A 19,414-nucleotide genomic window follows, 5' to 3' on the forward strand; every position below is an offset into this window, starting at 1 on the left:
ACCGTAGAATCCTGACGACGAACGAATCTAACGGACCGTCAGAAAGTGACGGAAGGGGCCGGGCGTGGGGAACTTCTTGGCTGGCAAGGTCGTCGCCGTGACGGGCGCGGGACGGGGCATCGGCCGCGCCGTCGCCCTGGCGTGCGCGGCGGAGGGCGCGAAGGTCGTCGTCAACGACTACGGGGTGTCGATCGAGGGCGGGGAACCGACGTCCGAGATCGCGCTGTCCGTCGTGAAGGAGATCGAGGCGGCGGGCGGCGCGGCCGTCGCTGTCGGCGACGACATCTCGACGATGGCGGGCGGACAGCGGGTCGTCGACACCGCGCTCGCGGAGTACGGGCGGATCGACGGGGTCGTGTGCGTGGCGGGCATCCTGCGCGAGCGGATGCTCTTCAACATGTCGGAGGAGGAGTGGGACCCGGTGGTCGCCACCCACCTGAAGGGCACGTTCACCGTCTTCAGAGCGGCCTCGGCGGTCATGCGCAAGCAGGGCTCCGGCACCCTGATCGGCTTCACCAGCGGCAACCACCAGGGATCCGTGGCCCAGGCCAACTACTCCGCCGCGAAGGGCGGGATCATCTCGCTCGTCCGGTCGGCGGCGCTCGGACTCCACAAGTACGGGGTCACGGCGAACGCGGTGGCGCCGGTGGCGCGGACGCGGATGTCGGCGAACGTCCCCATGGAGCTGAAGGAGATCGGGGAGCCCGAGGACGTGGCGGCGCTCGTCGTCTACCTGCTCTCCGAGCGGGCGCGGGAGGAGCGGATCACCGGCCAGGTGTACACGATCGCGGGCCCCAAGATCGCGGTCTGGGCGCAGCCGAGGGAACTGCGCGCCGGGTACGCGGAGGGCGGGGCGTGGACACCGGAACGGATCGCGGACTTCCTGCCGGGGACGGTGGGGGTGGACCCGATGCCGATGCTGGCACGGCTCGACGAGATGGCCAGGGCGGCGGCGGCAGGGTCGCGCCCCAACACGGGCAAGGAGAACGGCTCATGAGGGGTGTCGTGTTCGACGGCAGGTCCGTGACGGTCGTCGACGACCTGGAGGTACGGGACCCCGGCCCCGGCGAGGTGCTCGTCGGGATCGTCGCCGCCGGCCTCTGCCACAGCGACCTGTCCGTCATCGACGGGACCATCCCGTTCCCCCCGCCCGTCGTCCTCGGGCACGAGGGCGCCGGGGTCGTCGAGGCCGTCGGACCCGGGGTCACCCACGTCGTCCCCGGCGACCACGTCGCCCTCTCCACACTCGCGAACTGCGGCGCCTGCGCCGACTGCGACCGGGGGCGTCCCACGATGTGCCGGAAGGCGATCGGGATGCCGGGGCGGCCGTTCTCACGGGCCGGGGAGCCGCTCCACCAGTTCGCCTCGAACTCCTCGTTCGCGGAGCGGACCGTCGTGAAGGCCGTCCAGGCCGTGAAGATCCCGAGGGACATCCCGCTCACCTCGGCCGCCCTCATGGGCTGCGGCGTCCTCACCGGCGTCGGGGCCGTGCTCAACCGGGCGAAGGTCGGCCGCGGCGAGACCGTCGTCGTCATCGGCACCGGCGGCATCGGCCTCAACGTCCTCCAGGGCGCCAGGCTCGCGGGCGCCCTGACCATCGTGGCCGTCGACACGAACCCCGGGAAGGAGGCGGTGGCCCGGCGGTTCGGGGCGACTCACTTCCTCGCCTCCACCGACGGCGTACGGGACATCCTGCCCACCGGCGCCGACCACGTCTTCGAGTGCGTCGGCCACACCGGCCTCGTCCGCACCGCGATCGACCTCCTCGACCGGCACGGCCAGGCGATCCTGCTCGGCATGACCGCCCCGAAGGCGGAGGCGAGCTTCCCGCCGGCGGCGATGTTCCTGGACAAGTCGGTCCTGGGCTGCCGCTACGGCTCCTCCCGCCCCCAGAAGGACATCGCCCTGTACGCCGAGCTGTACCGCTCGGGCGCCCTCCTCCTCGACGAACTGGTCACCGCCACCTACCCGGTCGAGGACTTCGCCCGGGCCGCCGAGGACGCGGAACGGGGGAAGGTGGCGCGGGGGGTGCTCACCTTCTGAGCCGTACGGGCAGGCCCACGAAGCCGCGGAATCTCCCTGGGTGACAGGACCACCCGGCCGTTACGGTCGTGGGCATGTCCTACCGGGAGCTCGTCAACCGCCCCGTCCTCGTCTGGTGTGCCGTCACCGCCGCCGGGCGGATGCCCGTCGCCATGGCGCCGCTCGCGCTCGTCTTCCTCGTGCGCGAGCGGCCCGGCGGGTACTCCCTCGGGGCCGCGCTCGCCGCCGCGTACGTCATCGGGGAGATCGTCGCCGCCCCCGTCCTCGGCATGCGCATGAACGCCGAGCGCGCCCGGCCCCAGCTCGTCACCGGACTCGCCGTCGGCGCCGTCGGCTTCGCCGGGCTCGCGCTCGCGCCCGGCGCGCACCCCCTCGTCCTCGCCGTGCTCGCGATCGTCGCGGGCGCGGGACCCGCGGCCGTCGCGGGCGGGCTGCGCGCCCTCCTGACGAGCATGGTCCCCGAGCGGGCCGTCACGCAGGCGATGAGCATGGAGACGATGCTGACCTTCGGCGTGTGGGCGGCCGCCCCCGCGCTCGCGGCCGGCCTCGCACTGGGCGCCGCACCCGCCGTGCCGCTGCTCCTCATGGCCGTCCTGATGGGCCTGTCGACGGCCGGGATGCGGCTGCTGCCCGCCGGCTGGGCCGCCGGGCCGCCGGAGGAGGGGGGCTCGGCGCGGCGGGCGCTGCTGCGGGTCTGGCCCGTGTACGTCCTCGGGGCCGCCGGGCTCTCGCTGCTCGCGCTCGCCGAACTGATCCTGCCCGCCCTGCTCGAACAGCGCGGGATCGCCGTCGGCTGGGCAGGACCCCTGCTCGCCGGGTTCTCGATCGGGTCGGCCGTCGGCGCGTTCGTCTACGGCCTGCGGGCGCGCTGGCCGGGCCCGCTGCTCGTGCAGTCCGTCGTCCTGGTCCTCGCGGTCACCGCGGGAGTCGCCCTCGTCGCCCTCCTGCCCTGGACCGCCGCCATCGGCGCCGTCCTGGTCGTCGCCGGACTCCTCCAGGCGCCCGCCGCGCTCTCCCGCAACCTCGCCCTGCGCCGGCTCCTCCCGCCGTCCGCGCTCGCCGCCGGGTACTCGGTCATGTACGCGGCCGTCGGTGCCGGTTACGCGGCGAGCGGCGCCCTCGCGGGCGGCCTGCTCAAGGCCGTGGCCCCGTCGACCGCGATCCTCTGCGGCGTCGCGCTGACCGTACTGCTCACGGCGGTCGGAGCCCTGGGGGAGCGGCGGCTGACCCGTCGCACCGAGAAAGCCGGGGAGTCCCGGGAGTCTCAGGTGGCGGGCGCGCCCGAGGCGGCCGAGCGGAAGGTGCGCCGGTAGGACGTCGGGGTCACGCCGATCGCGCTCATCAGGTGCGCCCGCAGCGACTGGGCCGTGCCGAAGCCCGCGTCCCGCGCCACCCGGTCGACGGGCAGGCCCGTGGACTCCAGGAGGTGCCGGGCGCGTTCGACGCGCTGCCGGGTGAGCCACTGGCCGGGGCTGACGCCGACCTCGTCACGGAAGCGGCGGGTGAACGTCCGTACGCTCATCGCCTCCTTCTCGGCCAGGTCCCGCAGCTGGATCGGCTCGTGGAGGTGCGCGAGCGCCCAGGCCCGCGCGGCGGTCGTGGTGTGGGTGCCGGACTCCGGCAGGGGCCGCTCGATGTACTGGGCCTGGCCGCCGTCCCGGTGCGGCGGTACGACGGTCCTGCGGGCGACGTCGTTGGCGACCGCCGTGCCGTGGTCGCGGCGCACGATGTGCAGGCACAGGTCGATCCCGGCGGCCACGCCCGCCGAGGTGAGGACGTCGCCGTCGTCGACGAACAGGACGTCGGCGTCGACCCGTACACGCGGGAACATGCGCTGGAAGTGCGCGGCGGACGACCAGTGGGTCGTGGCGGGGCGCCCGTCGAGGAAGCCGGCGGCGGCGAGCACGTACCCGCCGGTGCAGATCGAGACGAGCCGGGTGCCGGGCCGGATGTGGGCGAGGGCGGCGGCCAGCTCCTCGGTCAGCCTGCCCTCGTCGTAGACCGGACCGAGTTCGTACGAGGCGGGCACGACGACCGTGTCGGCGGTGGCGAGGGCCTCCGGGCCGTGCTCGACGTGGACCGAGAAGTCCGCGTCGGTGGGGACGGGGCCCGCGACCGGGGCGCAGGTCACGATCTCGTACAGCAGCCGGCCCTCGGCGTCGCGGGCGCGGCCGAAGATGCGGTGCGGGATGCCCAGTTCGAAGGGGAGGAGGCCGGGCAGCGCGAGGACGGCGACGCGGTGGGGCGTGGGCACGGGCGGTGCTCCCTCCGAAAATCGGTGGTGGTGTAGACCAGCTGGCTGATAGCTCTTCGTCTCCGTGACGGACAACACGTACAAGTCTGAGGCCGCCGAACGGATTCCCGCCCCGCCGGACCCGCCCGCCGAGCCGCCCGCACTCTGGAACCGTGGCTTCCGGCTCTTCTTCGTCGCCCGCGCGGTCGCCGTCTTCGGCGAGGGCATGGTCCCGGTCGCCTTCGCCGCCGGACTCCTCGGAGCCGGGCACCCCGGCTCCACCGTCGGCTACGCGCTCGGCGGCTGGACGGCCGCCTTCGCGCTCTTCGTCCTCTTCGGCGGCGTCCTCGCCGACCGGTTCACCGCCCGCCGCATGATGATCCTCGCCGACCTGCTGCGACTGCCGGGAGCCGCCGTCCTCGCCGTCTCCTTCACCCTCGGCAGCCCGCCCCTGTGGGCCGTCTACGCCCTCTCCCTCCTCAGCGGCATGGGCGCCGCCCTCTTCCAGCCCGGCGTCGCCTCCACGATCCCCCGCATCGCCCCCGACGTGCAGCGCGCCAACGCCGTCCTGCGGGTGGCCGAGGCCCTGATGACCATGGCGGGTCCGGCCGCCGCCGGCCTCCTCGTCGCCCTGTGGAACGCGGGCGCCGCGTTCGCCGTCAACGGCGCCACGTTCGCCGTCAGCGCCCTCTGCCTCGCCCTCATGCGGATCGCCCCGATCCCCTCCGACTCCTTGCGCCGCGACTCCCTCGGCCGCGAACTCGCGGGCGGCTGGCGAGAGTTCCGGGCGCGGAGCTGGCTCTGGGGAGTCATCGCCATCTGGACGGTGTACGGACTGACCGTCGCGGGCCCCATGGTGCCGCTCACCGCGAGCCTCGTCACCGAGGACCACGGCTCCGCCGCGTACGGCGTCCTCATGGCCGTCAACGGCGCCGGCAGCGCCGTCGGCGGCTTGCTCGCGCTCCGGCTGCGCCCCCGGACCCCCCTCGCGGCGGGCGCGGTGGCGCTCCTCGGCCTCCCCGTGAACCTCGCCCTGCTCGGCCTCGCCGCGCCGGTGCCCCTGCTCGCCGCCGGTCAGTTCGTCGGCGGGGCGGCCTTCGCCTTCTGGCTGGTGATGTGGTCGACGGCCGTCCAGACGCACGTACCGCAGGAGGCCCTGAACCGGATGCACGCGTACGACGTGGCCGGCTCGCTCCTGATGATGGGCGTCGGCCGCACCCTGTCGGGGCCGGTGGCGGCGGCGGTCGGCACGGAGCGGGTGCTGCTCGCGGGGGCGGTCATCGCGGTGCTCGTGGTGGGCGCGCTGCTCGCGGCACGCCCGATCAGGACGCTGCCGAGGCTGTAGGGGCCGCTGACCGCGAGCACCGCGACGCCCGGTGGCCCGATCCTTTGCAAACCTGTCATCCGGGCCAGTCGTCGGGCCGATTCCCAGGCGGGAGGCTCGGTGGCATGGCCCAGACAACCGAGAGCCGCTCTTCGGCGCACTCCACCCGCCCCGCTCCCCGTATTCACCGCGCCTGGTTCGTCGCGGCGGTCACCTTCGTCACGATCATCGGCGCCGCGGCCTTCGCGTCCCTGCCGGGCCTGCTGATCGAGCCGCTGCACGAGGAGTTTGACTGGTCGCGGGGCACCATCGGCTTCGCCGTGTCGGTGAACCTGGCCCTCTACGGCCTGACCGCCCCCTTCGCCGCCGCTCTCATGGACCGCTTCGGCATCCGCCGGATCGTCGCGGTGGCCCTGACGGTGATCGCCCTCGGCTCGGTCCTCACCGTGTGGATGACGGCGGCCTGGCAGCTGGTCCTCTTCTGGGGCGTCCTCGTCGGCCTGGGCAGCGGCTCCATGGCGCTCGCCTTCGCCGCGACCGTCACCAACCGCTGGTTCGTCGCCCGCAGGGGCCTGGTGACCGGCATCCTCACCGCGGCCGGCGCGTCGGGCCAGCTGGTCTTCCTCCCCCTCCTGTCCTGGCTGGTCGAGCACCACGGCTGGCGCCCGGCGGCCGTCACCGTCTCGCTCGCCGCCCTCGCGGTCGTGCCCTTCGTGTGGCTGCTGCTCCGGGACCACCCGGCGGACGTCGGGCTCGCCCCGTACGGCGGCGAGTTCGCCGACAAGCCCGCCCCGGTGACGGGCGCGGCCCGCCGCGCGGTCACCGTCCTGTTCAGGGCGGCCCGCACCGGCCCGTTCTGGCTGCTGGCGGGCACGTTCGCGATCTGCGGCGCGTCGACGAACGGCCTGGTCAAGACGCACTTCGTACCGGCCGCCCACGACCACGGGATGCCGGTCACGGCGGCGGCCGGGCTCCTCGCGGTGATCGGCGTCTTCGACGTCGTCGGCACGATCGCCTCCGGCTGGTTCACGGACCGCTTCGAGGCGCGCCGGCTGCTCGCGGTCTACTACGCGCTCCGCGGCGTCTCCCTCCTCTTCCTGCCGATGCTGCTGGCCCCCTCGGTCCACCCGCCGATGCTGTTCTTCATCGTCTTCTACGGCCTGGACTGGGTGGCGACCGTCCCGCCCACGATCGCCCTGTGCCGCGAGCACTACGGCGAGGACTCGGCGATCGTCTTCGGCTGGGTCCTCGCCTCCCACCAGGTGGGCGCGGCGGCGGTCGCCTTCGCGGGCGGCGTGGCCCGGGACGTCTTCGGCACGTACGACGTCGTCTGGTACGCCTCGGGCGCCCTGTGCGCGGCGGCGGCCCTGATGTCCCTGGTGATCAGGCGGCCCCGGACGGAGGGGCTCTCCCTGGCGGGAGCATGATGATCTTCAGGGGGTGATCGCGCGTGAGCGGTCCTGACATGGGGCGTACGCACGCCCGGATGCTGCGGGTCTCGACACTGGCGCTGTGCCTGGAGGCCGGGGCGGGCCTGGCGGTCCTGGCCGTGGCGGCGCTGCTCACCCGGCCGGCGAGGCAGGGCTACTTCGTCTCCCTGCTGCTGTGGGGCTCGCTTGCCGTGGTGAGCGTCTTCATGGTGGGCGGGATCGCGCTGTACGCGGAAAGCTAGGAGCTGAACCGCCCGAACCGCCCCCGGTGGAAGACCAGCGGATCGCTGTCCTCCGTCGCGCCGAGGGATTCGACCCTCCCCACCACGATCAGGTGGTCGCCGCCCGTGTGGACGGCGGTGATCGTGCAGCCGATCCAGGCGGGGGCGTCCGGCAGGCGGGGGGAGCCGGTCCCAGGCGCCGGGGCCCAGTCCACGCCCGCGAACTTGTCCGCGCCGCTCACCGCGAACGAGCGGCACAGGTCGCCCTGTCCGGCCCCGAGGATGTTGACGCAGAAGGCGCCCGCGTCCGCGATCCGGGGCCAGGTCGTCGACGTGCGGGCGACCATGAAGGCGACCAGGGGCGGGTCGAGGGAGAGCGAGGCGAAGGACTGGCAGGCGAAGCCCGTCGGGCCGGTCGCGTCGAGGGCCGTCACGATCGTGACCCCGCTCGCGAAGTGGCCGAGGACGCGGCGGAATTCGGCCGGGTCGACGGGTGGGCGCTCGTCCTCCCGTACCGCGCGCAGCACCGGCCGGGGCAGTGGTTCCACGGCCGTCGGCGAACCGGCCGCTCTCAGGTGTCGGACGGCGGTGGCCGCCATCCCCGCGTGTCCCATCACACCGCCCATTGAAGCTGACGGATCGTCAGATGGGAAGCCCCCGGGGCGACGGACCGACCGCCGCCCCGGGGGCTTCCGAGCAGAGACGGGTCAGCCGGCGACCGCCACCGTGGACGTCGTCCACGCGACCCCGGAGTAGTGACCGGTCCGCTGGGCCGTCACCTTCACCGTGATCCGCATGCCGCGCTGCGCGCTCGCCGGCGTGAACGTGGTCCTCGTCGCCCCGGTGATCGCCCGCCCGTTCGCGTACCACTGGTACGTGTACGAGGTCGGCGCCGGCGTCCACGTCCCCCGGTTCAGGGTGAGCGTCCGCCCGACCCGGACCGTGCCCGTGACGTACGGCGCGGCCGTCGCCTTCGGCGCGAGGCCCGTGGCGACGGTGTACCCGGCGGTCGTGTACGCCCCGCTCAGGTGTCCGGTGCGGTGAGCCGTCACGGTCACCGTCAGCTTCTTGCCGAGGACGGCGGCGGCGGGGACGTAGGAGGACCCCGTCGCGCCCGAGATCGCCACGCCGTTCGCCCGCCACTGGTAGGCGTACGAGGTCGGCGCGGGCGACCAGGTGCCGACCACGGCCGTCACCTTGCTGCCGACGCGGGTGGCGCCGGTGAAGTAGGGCACCTTGGTGGGCTTGGGCGCGACACCCCTGACCACCACGGAGGTGCTCGTCGCGGTGACGACCGGATGCCCGGTCCTCCGCGCGGTCACGGCCACCGACAGCTGCTTGCCCTGGAGCGCGGCGGGGACCGTGTACGCGGCGGCCGTGGCCCCCGCGACGGCGACCCCGTTCGCCCGCCACTGGTACGCGTACGAGTCCGGCACCGGCGACCAGGTCCCGGCCTTCGCCGTGACCGTGCCGCCGACGACGGCGGTGCCGGTGAAGGACGGGACGGCGGTGGCGCGGAGGGCGGCGACGACGGTGACGGAGCCCTTCCCGTACTGCATGCCGTGCGCGAACACGCTCAGGTTCAGGGACCCGAGGGGGGCGCTCGTCAGGTTCAGGGCGACCGTCATGCTCCGGCGGTCGGGGGCGACGGAGACCGTCGTCGACCGGGCGCTGTAGGCGCCGTCGGACACCTCGACCGTAGTGTTCTCGTGCAGCGCGCTGCCGTTGACGGTCATGGTGACCTTGCCCCGGCCGAGCGTGCCGGGCCCCACCGTGCCCACGGTGCGCTCGTCGAGGCCGCAGGTCGGGAACGTGCAGGTGAAGGCGGCCCGCAGGGCCGTGGAGCTCTGGGCCGGCTTCTCGGGCAGTCCGATCACGACCGTGGACGGAGCGGACGCCTTCGGGTAGGCGTTCGGCAGGCCGCACGCGTAGGTCTGGCCCTCGCTGGAGTACGACCCGTGGCAGCCGTTCCGCAGCGTCGACCGGTCGTACAGCCACGGCGTCGGCGACTGCTCGAAGGTCCCCGCGGGGGTGAGAGCCAGGTCGAAGCGGTCGCCGGACGCCGTGGGGAGCACGGCGCAGACCGCCGTCCTCTGCTCGCTCAGGGTGGCGGTGAGCGGCCCGAAGCCGTAGCTCACGTTCGGCACCCTGACGCACTCGGGCGCGGGCCCCGCGGACGTTCCGATGCGCAGCGCGTCGAGACGGTAGGCGGCCGCGGCGGTCTTGTCCTCGGGGACCTCCACGAGGACCTGGTAGCGGTCGGAGCCGGTGACGGCGCAGCCCGCCGAGAAGTAGTCGCAGACGGCCTTGCCGCTCGCGTCGTACGCGATCTGCCGGGCGCTGCCCTGCGCGTCGCGCACGTTCAGGTGCAGGGTGTCCGCGGCGGAGGCCGTGGTCACCTGGTGGCACAGGAACGTCCCGGGCGCGGCCGGGACACCGCCGGTGGACGGGCCGCCGACGGCCGTGGCCGGGGTCGGGACGCAGCCGCGCGCGGTGGCGGTGACGTCCCGGCGGCTGAGCGCGAACTCGCCCGGGACGTCACGGCCCTGGACGAGGACGGTGTGCGCGAGCCCCGGGGTCAGAGCACACGTGGAGAACGTGCCGTAGTACGAGCGGATGGCGCAGACCTGCCTGCCGGTGGCGTCGAGGACGCTGACCTCGGCCGCCGACGTGCCCGAGACCTTCTGGATCCGGACGAGTTCCCGCGCGGAGTGGTCGGCCGCCGGGACGGTCAGGCAGTCGGCGAAGACGCCGTCGCCGTTCTTCACGCTCATCCGGACCGGGTCGGCCGTGAAGTCGCCGGCCAGGAAGGTCCGGCAGGCGCTCGCCGTGTCCGTGCGGTGCACGACGAGACGGTAGTCGTCCCCCTCCTCGTACGGGTCGCGCTCGGTGACGAGGGCGCGGTACGGGGCGGTGCCGCCGAGCGCGCAGGTGCCGTCCGTCAGGTCGTCCCCGCAGAAGGCGGTGCCGTTCGCGTCGACGACGGTGACGTCGGGGGCGCGGTCGGTGAGGACGGCGACGTGGGCGCCCTGCGGCACCGGCAGGTGCAGGCAGTCGACCTCGGCGGGGGCGGAGAAGATGCCCTGGAGGTCGGCGGCGAGCGTGACGCCGCTTGTGCAGCCCTCGGTGGAGGTGCGGTCGAGGACACGGACGGCGTCACGGGTGACGACCGTGTACGGGGCGCCGGCGGTGAGCGCGCAGTTCTCTCCGTACGCGCAGACGGTTGTGCCGTCCGCCGCGTACACCTCGGCGCCCGAGGCCTCGCCGGACGTGCTGACGGAACTCACGTCGTAGCGGCCGCTCACGGCGGGGGTGAACGTCCGGCACCCGGTCCCCGAGGCGGCCGCGGCGGGCGCGGAGCCGTAGGCGGTCACGGGGGCGGTGACGCAGCCCCGCGGGTCCGACAGGCGCCGGACCGTGACGGTGTACGGGGAGGCGGAGCCGTCCTCGGCGTCGCCGACGAGGGCGAGGACGCGGTAGCCGCCGGAGCCCTCGGGAAGCACACAGCCGTCACTGGCGTCGCTGTTGTACGCGGGGCAGATCCGCTTGCCGGTGCCGTCGGTGATCCAGGATGTGACCGTGCCGTGGTCGACGCGGCGGGCGTCGACGGTGATCCGCTCGTTGGGGGCGCCGGTGAAGGAGTGGCAGACGACGCCCGTCGGGCCGACGCCCGTGCCGGTCGCCGGAGCCGTGTCGTAACCGGTGCCGGCGACGGCCGGGCAGCCAGGGGCGTTCATCAGCGGGACGAGGGAGACGTGGCTGGTGATCGTCTCCCAGTGGCTGTTGTAGACCTGGAGCGTGTACGTCCCGGCGGCGAGTTCGCACCAGGTCTCGCGGTAGCCCCAGTCCTCGCAGTCCACCCGGGTCTCGCCGGAGTGCAGCGACGGGTGCTCGTACTGCCCGGCGACGAGCATCCGGTGCAGGCCCGGCCGTTCCACGGTGACGGTGAAGCAGGTGGTGCCGCGCTCCCCGACCGTGAAGGCGCCGAGCGCGTCGCCAGGGGCGCCGAGCGGGGTGAGCGGAAGAGCCGGACAGGGCTCGGCGGTGGGTGTCGGTTCGGCGGTGGCCGTCGGCTCGGGTGTCGTCGCCGTCGGCTCAGGCTCCTGCGCGGGTGCCGCGCTCGGGGTCGTCGCGGTCGTCGTCGCGGTGGTCGCGATCGGCGGCGTCGCCGCCAGGGCCGTGCCCGACGGGATCGCGGCGCCCATCAGGGCCGTCAGCAGGGCAGGGACCAGAAGAAGTGAAGTCCTGGATATCCCGGACCTTATGGATCTTCGGGATCTTCGGCATTCCATGCGCGAGCGCGCGGAGTTGGGCATGTTCCGTTCCCCCCGGAGCGGCAGTGTGTGGTCTGTGGCGACACACCATAAGGCCCACGTGAGAAGCCTCCGCTACCGCCCCTCGTGGCTACCGCCCCTCGTACCGCGCCTCCCGCCGCTCCACGAAGCTCGCCACCCCCTCCTGCGCGTCCCGCGTCGTCATGTTGAGCTCCTGCGCCACCGCCTCCGCCGCGAAGGCGGTCGCCCGGTCCGCGTCCAGGGACGCGTTCACCAGCTGCTTCGTGAGGGCCAGGGCCCGGGTCGGCCCCTGGGCCAGGCGCCCGGCCCACTCGCGGGCCGTCTTCTCCAGGTCCTCCGCAGGGACGACCCGGTTCACCAGGCCCAGTTCCCGCGCCTCCGCCGCCGACACCGCGTCCCCGAAGAACATCAGCTCCTTCGCCCGCTGCGGCCCGATCAGCCGGGGGAGGAGATACGCCCCGCCCCCGTCCGGGACGAGCCCCCGCCGTACGAACACCTCGATGAACCGCGCCGAGTCCGCCGCGAGCACCAGGTCGCAGGCGAAGGCGAGGTGGGCCCCGATCCCCGCCGCCGTCCCGTTCACCGCCGCGATCACCGGCTTCTCGCAGTCCATGACCGCTCCGACGAACCGCTGCGCGCCCAGCCGGATCATCCGCGTCACGTCCCCTGCGACCCGGTCCGCACCGGCCGCGGGCGCACCCCGCAGGTCCGCGCCCGCGCAGAAGCCCCGGCCGGCGGCGGTGACGACGACCGCCCGGACCCCGGGGTCGGCGGAGGCCTCGGCGAGGAGGGCGATGATGCGTTCCCGCTGGTCCCAGGTGACCGCGTTCATCGCCTCGGGGCGGTTGAGCGTGATCCAGGAGACGCCGTTGTCGACGGCGTGCAGGACCTCGTCCACAGAAACTCCTATCGGCAGACCGCCAGCGCGTCCAGGGCCACCGCGCCCTGACCACGCGGCAGCACCATCAGCGGGTTGATGTCCAGTTCGGCGAGGTCGCCGTCGAGTTCGAGGGCCATCCGCTGCACCCGCAGGACCACTTCGACGAGCGCGTCGACGTCGGCCGGCGGGGCACCCCGTACGCCGCCGAGGAGGGCCCGCCCCCGCAGGTCGGCGAGCATCGAGCGGGCCTCCTGCTCCCCGAAGGGCGGGACACGCACGGCCGTGTCGCCGAGGACCTCCACCAGGACCCCGCCCAGACCGACCGTGACCGTGGGCCCGAACAGCTCGTCACGGGTCACGCCCACCACCATCTCGACCCCGCGCCCGACCATCTGGCAGACGAGGATGCCGTCGAGGTCGATGGACTCGAAGCGGGCGATGTCGGTGAGCTCGCGGTACGCGTCCCGCACCTGGCTGGCGGAGGTCAGTCCGACCTTCACCAGGCCCAGTTCCGTCTTGTGGGCGAGCTGTGCGCCCGAGGCCTTCATCACCACCGGGTAGCCGACGAGCCCGGCGGCACGGACGGCCGCCGCCGCGCTGGTGACGAGCTGCTCGCGCGGCACCCGTATCCCGTACGCCCGCAGGAGCTGCTTCGCCGCGTGCTCGCTGAGCCGCCGGCCGGGCCGCATGAGGGCCTGGGCCTTGCGGAGGGAGGGGGAGGGGGTGCGGGGCGCCTCGTCGAAGGGCGAGCGGTAGCCGCTGGTGAAGCGGTGGTGGTCGAGATAGGCCTTCACGGCCCCGATGCAGTTGGAGAACGTACGGAAGGTGGCGAGGCGCGAGGAGCCGAGCAGAGTCGTCCGGTAGGCCTCCTCCGTTCCGACGGGGGACCCCCAGACCACGCACACCAGCTTGTCCGTCGCCTCCGCCGCGTCGGCCAGGTCCTGGGCGAGCCGGTCGCTCATGGGCGGGAAGGGGCCTGTGATCGGACAGATCAGCACCCCGACGGAGGGGTCGGCGAGGATCGCGTCGATGATCTTCCGGCCCCGCCAGTCGCCCACCGGGTGTCCGCCGTTGTCGACGGGGTTGGCGACGCTCAGGTACTGCGGTATCCACTGGTGGAGTTCGTCCTGCTTGTCCTGGGTGAGGGTGGGGAGTTCGAGCCCCGCCGCCGTGGCCAGGTCGGCGAAGTGGGCGCCCGTACCGCCGGAGATCGAGTAGACGACGACGCCGTCGGCCTGCGGCCTGCGGGCGCGGGCGAGCAGGGTCGCGGTGTCCTGGAGCTGATCGAGCCCGTCGACCCTGATCACCCCGTACTGGCGCATGGCCGCGTCGACGACCTGGTCGGCGCCGGTGAGCTTGCCGGTGTGGGAGGCGGCGGTACGGGCTCCGGTCTCGGTGCGGCCTACCTTCACGGCGACGACGGGGACGCCGTGGCGGGCGGCCCGGTCGGCGGCGAGGAGGAAGGAACGGCCGTCCTTGAGCCCTTCGACGTAGCAGGCGATGGCGCCGACCTCGGGCCGTCCGGCGAAGTACGAGATGAAGTCGGAGGTCTCCAGATCGGCCTCGTTGCCGGTGGGCGCCCAGTGAGAGAGGCGGACGCCCAGCTCCTGGAGGGTGAAGACGGGCCGCCCCTGGTGGCCGGACTGGGTGATGAGCGCGACGGCGGGCCCTTCGAGGTCCTCGCGGAAGCGTTCGAAGGCGTTGAGGTTGGTGTTGGGGCCGAGGAGCCGGAGCCCGGAGTGGCGTACGGCGGCGGCGAGACGTTCCTGCGCGGCGGCGCCGGCCTCGCCGGTCTCGGCGAAGCCGGAAGCGAAGGCGACCGCGAACCGGACCTTGGCGGCGGCCAGCTCCTCGATGACCGGCAGCGGGTCGGCGACGAGGAGGACGGCGAGGTCGACGGGTTCGGCGAGGGCGCCGACGGAGGGCACGCAGTCGATCCCGAACACGCTGGTACGGGTCGGGTGCACGGGCACGAGCCGGGCGCCGACCCGCTCGGCCCAGGCGAGCAGCTGCCGGGTGATGCCGGTGTTGGGCCGCCCCTCGGTGTCGGAGGCGCCGACGACGGCGACGGACTCGGGCCGGAAGAACCGGTCGAGGTCGGGTACGGGGGCGTACAGCGGGCGCCCGCTGACGTCCTGGTCTCCGGGGGCGGCGGTGACGCCGTGCACGACGACCGGGGGCGCCTCGCCGCAGGCGACCACGCGGGCGCGGAGACCGGTGGTGAAGGTGCCGTGAGTCGATCCAAGCATGTGTTCCGCCCGCCCTTCGCCCATCCGTATACAGCTGACGCCAAGTCAGATTACAGAACTGACGGTCAGTCAGGAATGGGTGTGCGGCGGTCGGTGCCGGACGGATCCTCCGGGCAGCGGCGGAACGATCTCCCGGCCTCGTACAACCCTTCGAGGGGGAGGTGTGTCTCACCTGTCGGACGGCATGCCCCGAACGTCCGACGACCACCACCCAGGGAGACACGTGACCCGCGCCACCCGCACCCGGGGACGCCGCCGAGCTCTCGGCACCGCCCTGGCCGTCCTCGCTCAGGACGCCGCCGGTGTCCTGTGGCGGTACGACGGGAACGGCGCGGGCGGCCTGAAGAGCCGCGTGAAGATCGGCTGGGGCTGGAACGGCCTCTCCACGTTCTGATCCCGTTCCCCCCGGGATCAGCAGGCGCCCCGCCCCCACTCCCCTGGGGGGCGGGGCGCCGTCGTCAGCCGCGGGACGCGTTCGCGCTCGACTTCGCCGCCGTCCGTTCGGCCCGCGCGATCCGGCGCGCGATCTTCTCCGCGTCGATCGCCAGTTCTCGCAGCATCCCGCTGATCGGATTCGTGAACCCCGTGAAATAGAGCCCCGGCGCCTCGCGCGGGCAGCGCGCGCCGTGCGTCACCGGGCGTCCGTGCTCGTCGAGTACGCCCTCCAGGTGCCCGAGCAGCGGTTCCAGGGCCCGCCGGTAGCCGGTCGCCGCGATGACGGACTCCGGGGCGATGCGGGTGCCGTCCGCGAGGAGCACCTCTTCGCCCTCGAAGCCCTCGACGGCGGCGACGATCTCGACCTTCCCGGCCCGCACCGCGTCGATCAGGCCCACGTCCTGCACCGGCACCGCGCCTTCGCGCTGGCGCGTGGCGAGGCCCGTGTCCGGCCGGGGCAGCCCGTACGCCGTCAGGTCCGGCATGGCGAACCTGGCGAGGAGCGCGCCGAGGCGGTCCACCAGACGGGCAGGCAGCCGCCTGATCAGGATGCCGGAGCGCTGGGCGGGCCAGCCGGCCGTCGTGCGCTTCACGATGTGCGGGACCGTCCGTACCGCGAGCCGGACCCGCTTCGCGCCGCCTTCGGCGAGGTCGGCGGCGATCTCGGCGCCGGTGTTGCCGATGCCGACGACGAGGACGTCCTTCCCGGCGTACGGCTGCGGGTTGCGGTAGGACCGGGCGTGGTTCAGCTCGCCCCGGTAGGCGTCGCGGCCCGGCCAGTCGGGCAGGCGCGGGGTGTGGTTGTAGCCGGTGGCCACGACGACCGCGCTCGCCACGAGCCGTCGCCCGCCGGTCGCGTGCAGGACCCACTCCGTGCCCGCCCGCTCGACGCGGTGGACCTCGACGCCCGTCACGACGTCGAGCTCGTGCTTCTCGGCGTACTTCTCCAGGTACCGCACCACGTCGGCGCGGGCGACCCAGCGCCCGAAGGAGCGGGGTATCCGAAGCCCGGGGAGGCCGGAGAGGCGGCGGGTGGTGTGCAGGCGGAGCCGGTCGTAGTGGGTGCGCCAGGAGGCGCCGACGGCGTCGGACTTCTCCAGGACGACGGCCCGGACACCGCGCCCGCGCAGGGCGGCGGCGACGGCGAGTCCGCCGGGGCCGCCGCCGATGACGTACACGGGGTGGGTGGAGGGTTGCTGGGGGGTGGTGGCCATGAATGCTGAGCGTAATGACGTGTACACGCAGTGGGTCTCGACCGAGAGGGATTTCGGTTGCGAATCGGTCACGCGTGCCCGATCTCCGCGTACCAGCCCCTTGCGCGGGGGCGGGGGCTGCGCTGAACTGACGTACCGTCAGATTCGATTCGCCCGGTCCGTCGAGGGGACGCGCATGCAGACCGTCTGGCTCACCGGCGCCGAATGGCTCGCCGTCCTCCGCATCGGCCTCGGCCTGTGGTGGCTGGAGAGCTGGCGCCACAAGGACAGGAAGGGCTGGTTCGAACGCGGCACCGGCATCGCCTGGGCCGCCGACGTCGCCGCCAAGCACCGATGGCCCCAGGTCGGGAAGGGCTTCGAGGCCGTCGTCGCACCCCGCCCCAAGCTCATGGCGTACGTCGTCGTCTACGCCGAACTCGCCATCGGCCTCGGACTGGTCGCCGGCTTCCTCACCCCCGTCGCCCTGATCGGCGGCCTCCTGCTCAACATCCTCTACCTCGTCCTGATGATCCACGACTGGGCCGAGCAGGGGCAGAACGCGATGATGGCGCTGATCTCCTTCGTCGCCCTCCTCTCCATGTCCTGGCAGACCTGGTCCCTCGACTCGGCGCTCGGACTCTTCCGATGACGGCCGCCGACCCCGACATCGACGCCTTCACGCGACCGTACTGGGACGCCGCAGCCGAAGGGCACCTGCTCCTGCGCCACTGCGCGGCCTGCGACAGGACCCACCACTACCCGCGCGAGTTCTGCCCGCACTGCTGGAGCGAGGACGTCCGCTGGGAGCGGGCGAGCGGCCGGGCCACCCTCTACACCTGGTCGGTCGTCCACCGGAACGACCTCCCGCCCTTCGGCGAACGCGTGCCGTACGTCGCCGCCGTCGTCGACCTGGCCGAGGGCCCGCGCATGATGACGCAGGTCGTGGGCGTGCCGGAGGGCGACCTCCGGATCGGGATGGATCTGGAGGTCGCCTTCAGGGCGGAGGGGGAGGTCACGGTCCCCGTCTTCGGACGCCCGCGCTCAGAGGGCTGAGATGTTCCGCCAGAGCTGACTGGCTCCGGCACCGCAGGTGTAGGTCATCGCGAACGAGCCGGCCGTCAGGCACTTTCCGTCGCTCATGTTCTTGAAGGTCCGGCCGGAGGACGTGGAGGTGAGGACCCTCCAGGACTGAAGACTCGACCCGCTGCAGGCGACGGTCGTGACGGAGGTGTTGCCCGCCGGCTGGAGGCAGCGGCCGGACTTCTTGTTGATCAGCCGGAAGGTGCCGTTCGCGCCGGGTGAGTAGGTCCAGGAGTACCAGTAGGTGGCGGTTCCGTTGCCCTGGGAGCCGCACGCGACCGAGGTGACGATGTTGCCGAAACCCGCGTTGTACTCCGCCAGGCAGTTGCCGCTGGATCCGTTCTCCAGGGAGTACGTCCCCGAGGGCGCCGAGCCGCCCGTGGACGGGGAGGGCGGCGGAGGAGCGGGCCTCTGCGTCGTCGGCTGCGGTGCGGGAGGGGCCGTCGTGCCGCCGCCCGAAGGGGCGGTGGTGGTCGAACCGCCACCGGAACCACTGCCGGAACCGCTCCCCGAGCCGCTGCCGGACCCACTGCCGGACCCGCCCGCGCCGCCGGGCACGGTGCCGGTGCCGCCGGCGCCACCACCCGCGCCACCACCGCCGTCGGCGGGGGGCGGTGCGCCGGGGGAGGAGCCCGGCGGCTTGGACGACGGGGACTTGGAGCCGCCGGGGGTCTGCGAGGACGGCGACCCGGACGCGCCCGCCGACGGTACGTTCGCCGGCTGCGAGGCCACGGTCGACGGCGGCGCGGCGGACGACCCCGGGCCCGCGCCGAGCCGGCCGATCTCGTACGGGCCGAGGGCGACGGTCAGGGTGGTGCCGGTCGCCACGACGACGGGCACGGCGAACATGACGAAACGGTTCCGCCGCCCCTCCCGCCTGCCGGGCGCCGCCTGACCGGTGACGGCCAGGGGATCGGGCGAGGCGGTCGCGGGCTCCCGGCCGCCCTGCGGGGTGAGGGAGGCCGTCGCCACGTCCTGCGCGGGCTCGGCCTTCTCCAGCTCGGCGAGCTGCTCGGCCGTGGGCGCCCCGGCCGCGAACGTCGCCCGCTCGCCGATCCGCTCGCTGACCGCCGCCGGCCAGACGGCCCCGGCCGCGCGCTCCTCGGTGAGCCCGACCAGCTCGTCGGCGGTCGGACGGTCCGCGGGATCCTTGGCGAAACACTTCTGTATGAGCTCCGCGAGCTCGGGATCGGCCTCGGTGAGGCGCCCGAAGTCGGGCTCGCCGTGGACGACACGGTAGAGGAGGTCGGGACCGGAGCCGTCGCCGAACGGGGGCCGGCCGTTCGCCGCGTAGAGGAGCAGGCTGCCGAGGGCGAAGACGTCGGCGGCGCCGGTCAGTCGCCGCTCGGCGACGGCCTGCTCGGGGGCCATGTAGGCGGGGGTGCCGATGACCATGCCGGTCCTGGTCAGACGGCTCTGGTCGGCGGCGCGGGCAACGCCGAAGTCGATGAGGGAGAGACCGGAGGAGGTCAGCATGACGTTGGACGGCTTGAGGTCACGGTGCACCATGTCGGCGCCGTGCACCACGCGCAGACCGGCCGCCGCCTCGCGCAGCAGCCGCCACAGGGCCTCGCCGGTCAGCGGGCCGCCGTTCAGCCGGATGGCCTCGCTGAGTGTGATGCCCGGTATGAACTCGGTAGCGAACCAAGGCGGCTTGGCCGTGCGGTCGCTGGCGAGGAGCTTGGTGTTGGCGCCGGAGGGCAACCGGGCGAGGTTGTCGAGCTCGTGCCCGAAGTGACTCAGGAAGTCGGCGTCCTCGGCGAGCACGGGCAGCACCCGCTTCACCGCCGCGAACTTCCCAGGCACGGCGCCGAGATAGACCCGCCCCATACCGCCGGACCCGAGCACGCCGAGCAGTCTGAACGCACCGATCTGCCGGGGGTCACCCGACTCGAGCGGCATCGCCCCGCTGCCGCTCAGACTGTCCAGACTCGAATTGTTTTCCGGTTCCCCCTGCATGGCCGACACAGTAGCGGAGGGGGTGAACGATCTGAATGGCGGCCAAGTGCGGTGCCCGGCAGTGCGGTTGAA

At 73.5% G+C, this 19,414-nt stretch carries 16 protein-coding genes; 9 read left to right on the forward strand and 7 right to left on the reverse strand.

Going from position 1 to position 19,414, the window contains the following annotated elements:
- Positions 1-64: 64 nt before the first annotated feature.
- The 3 genes from ACIA8N_RS24815 to ACIA8N_RS24825 all read left to right on the forward strand — a co-directional run bounded on the left by ACIA8N_RS24815 (position 65) and on the right by ACIA8N_RS24825 (position 3,356).
- Positions 65-997: an SDR family oxidoreductase gene (locus ACIA8N_RS24815; protein WP_365783725.1), complete on the forward strand. Its 933-nt coding sequence runs from the start codon at positions 65-67 to the stop codon at positions 995-997.
- Positions 994-2,043, forward strand: a complete 1,050-nt coding sequence (locus ACIA8N_RS24820) for a Zn-dependent alcohol dehydrogenase (protein WP_365783723.1) — start codon at positions 994-996, stop codon at positions 2,041-2,043. Before ACIA8N_RS24815 ends, ACIA8N_RS24820 begins: the two co-directional genes overlap by 4 nt.
- A gap of 74 nt (positions 2,044-2,117) precedes the next feature.
- Positions 2,118-3,356: an MFS transporter gene (locus tag ACIA8N_RS24825; RefSeq protein WP_365783721.1), complete on the forward strand. Its 1,239-nt coding sequence runs from the start codon at positions 2,118-2,120 to the stop codon at positions 3,354-3,356.
- Here the strand turns inward: ACIA8N_RS24825 and ACIA8N_RS24830 are convergent.
- Positions 3,308-4,297: a helix-turn-helix domain-containing protein gene (locus ACIA8N_RS24830; RefSeq protein WP_365783719.1), complete on the reverse strand. Its 990-nt coding sequence runs from the start codon at positions 4,295-4,297 to the stop codon at positions 3,308-3,310. The genes ACIA8N_RS24825 and ACIA8N_RS24830 overlap by 49 nt on opposite strands.
- A 64-nt stretch (positions 4,298-4,361) precedes the next feature.
- Between ACIA8N_RS24830 and ACIA8N_RS24835 the strand changes: the two genes are divergently transcribed.
- The 3 genes from ACIA8N_RS24835 (at position 4,362) to ACIA8N_RS24845 (ending at position 7,272) form a co-directional block, all read left to right on the forward strand.
- Positions 4,362-5,621, forward strand: coding sequence for an MFS transporter (locus ACIA8N_RS24835; RefSeq protein WP_399416784.1), 1,260 nt, complete (start codon positions 4,362-4,364; stop codon positions 5,619-5,621).
- Between the two features lie 104 nt (positions 5,622-5,725).
- Positions 5,726-7,027, forward strand: a complete 1,302-nt coding sequence (locus ACIA8N_RS24840; RefSeq protein ID WP_365783717.1) for an MFS transporter — start codon at positions 5,726-5,728, stop codon at positions 7,025-7,027.
- Between the two features lie 23 nt (positions 7,028-7,050).
- A complete protein-coding gene (locus ACIA8N_RS24845) occupies positions 7,051-7,272 on the forward strand; it encodes a hypothetical protein (protein ID WP_365783715.1) in 222 nt (73 codons plus the stop codon).
- On the opposite strand, the gene ACIA8N_RS24850 is transcribed toward ACIA8N_RS24845, so the two are convergent.
- From ACIA8N_RS24850 to ACIA8N_RS24865, 4 genes are all read right to left on the reverse strand, one after another.
- On the reverse strand, positions 7,269-7,850 hold the full coding sequence (locus ACIA8N_RS24850; RefSeq protein ID WP_365783848.1) for a flavin reductase family protein: 582 nt from the start codon (positions 7,848-7,850) through the stop codon (positions 7,269-7,271). The genes ACIA8N_RS24845 and ACIA8N_RS24850 overlap by 4 nt on opposite strands.
- Positions 7,851-7,958: 108 nt before the next feature.
- Positions 7,959-11,456 carry a hypothetical protein gene (locus ACIA8N_RS24855; RefSeq protein WP_365783713.1) on the reverse strand — a complete coding sequence of 1,166 codons (3,498 nt, stop codon included), beginning with the start codon at positions 11,454-11,456 and terminating at the stop codon, positions 7,959-7,961.
- A 199-nt stretch (positions 11,457-11,655) separates the two neighbouring features.
- Complete coding sequence (locus ACIA8N_RS24860; protein WP_365783711.1) at positions 11,656-12,444, reverse strand: enoyl-CoA hydratase-related protein; 789 nt, start codon at positions 12,442-12,444, stop codon at positions 11,656-11,658.
- A gap of 8 nt (positions 12,445-12,452) precedes the next feature.
- A complete protein-coding gene (locus tag ACIA8N_RS24865) occupies positions 12,453-14,675 on the reverse strand; it encodes an acetate--CoA ligase family protein (protein ID WP_365783709.1) in 2,223 nt (740 codons plus the stop codon).
- A 223-nt stretch (positions 14,676-14,898) separates the two neighbouring features.
- Here ACIA8N_RS24865 and ACIA8N_RS24870 point away from each other — a divergent pair, with 223 nt between their 5' ends.
- The gene (locus tag ACIA8N_RS24870) at positions 14,899-15,069 is read left to right on the forward strand and encodes a hypothetical protein (protein ID WP_365783708.1); all 171 of its coding nucleotides are present in this window, start codon (positions 14,899-14,901) and stop codon (positions 15,067-15,069) included.
- A gap of 64 nt (positions 15,070-15,133) precedes the next feature.
- Here ACIA8N_RS24870 and ACIA8N_RS24875 read toward each other — a convergent pair whose 3' ends face one another.
- Positions 15,134-16,324: an NAD(P)/FAD-dependent oxidoreductase gene (locus ACIA8N_RS24875; RefSeq protein ID WP_365783706.1), complete on the reverse strand. Its 1,191-nt coding sequence runs from the start codon at positions 16,322-16,324 to the stop codon at positions 15,134-15,136.
- A gap of 175 nt (positions 16,325-16,499) precedes the next feature.
- On the opposite strand from ACIA8N_RS24875, the gene ACIA8N_RS24880 reads away from it, so the two are divergent.
- Entirely contained in the window at positions 16,500-16,952 is a 453-nt protein-coding gene (locus ACIA8N_RS24880) for a DoxX family membrane protein (protein WP_365783704.1), read from the forward strand.
- Positions 16,949-17,356: a Zn-ribbon domain-containing OB-fold protein gene (locus ACIA8N_RS24885; RefSeq protein WP_365783701.1), complete on the forward strand. Its 408-nt coding sequence runs from the start codon at positions 16,949-16,951 to the stop codon at positions 17,354-17,356. The genes ACIA8N_RS24880 and ACIA8N_RS24885 overlap by 4 nt, the downstream gene beginning before the upstream one ends.
- On the opposite strand, the gene ACIA8N_RS24890 is transcribed toward ACIA8N_RS24885, so the two are convergent.
- The gene (locus ACIA8N_RS24890) at positions 17,345-19,342 is read right to left on the reverse strand and encodes a protein kinase (RefSeq protein WP_399416785.1); all 1,998 of its coding nucleotides are present in this window, start codon (positions 19,340-19,342) and stop codon (positions 17,345-17,347) included. The two genes, ACIA8N_RS24885 and ACIA8N_RS24890, sit on opposite strands and share 12 nt — an antisense overlap.
- Between the last annotated feature and the right edge of the window lie 72 nt (positions 19,343-19,414).

The organism is Streptomyces sp. NPDC051822, from assembly GCF_044452745.1.
GTDB lineage: Bacteria > Actinomycetota > Actinomycetes > Streptomycetales > Streptomycetaceae > Streptomyces.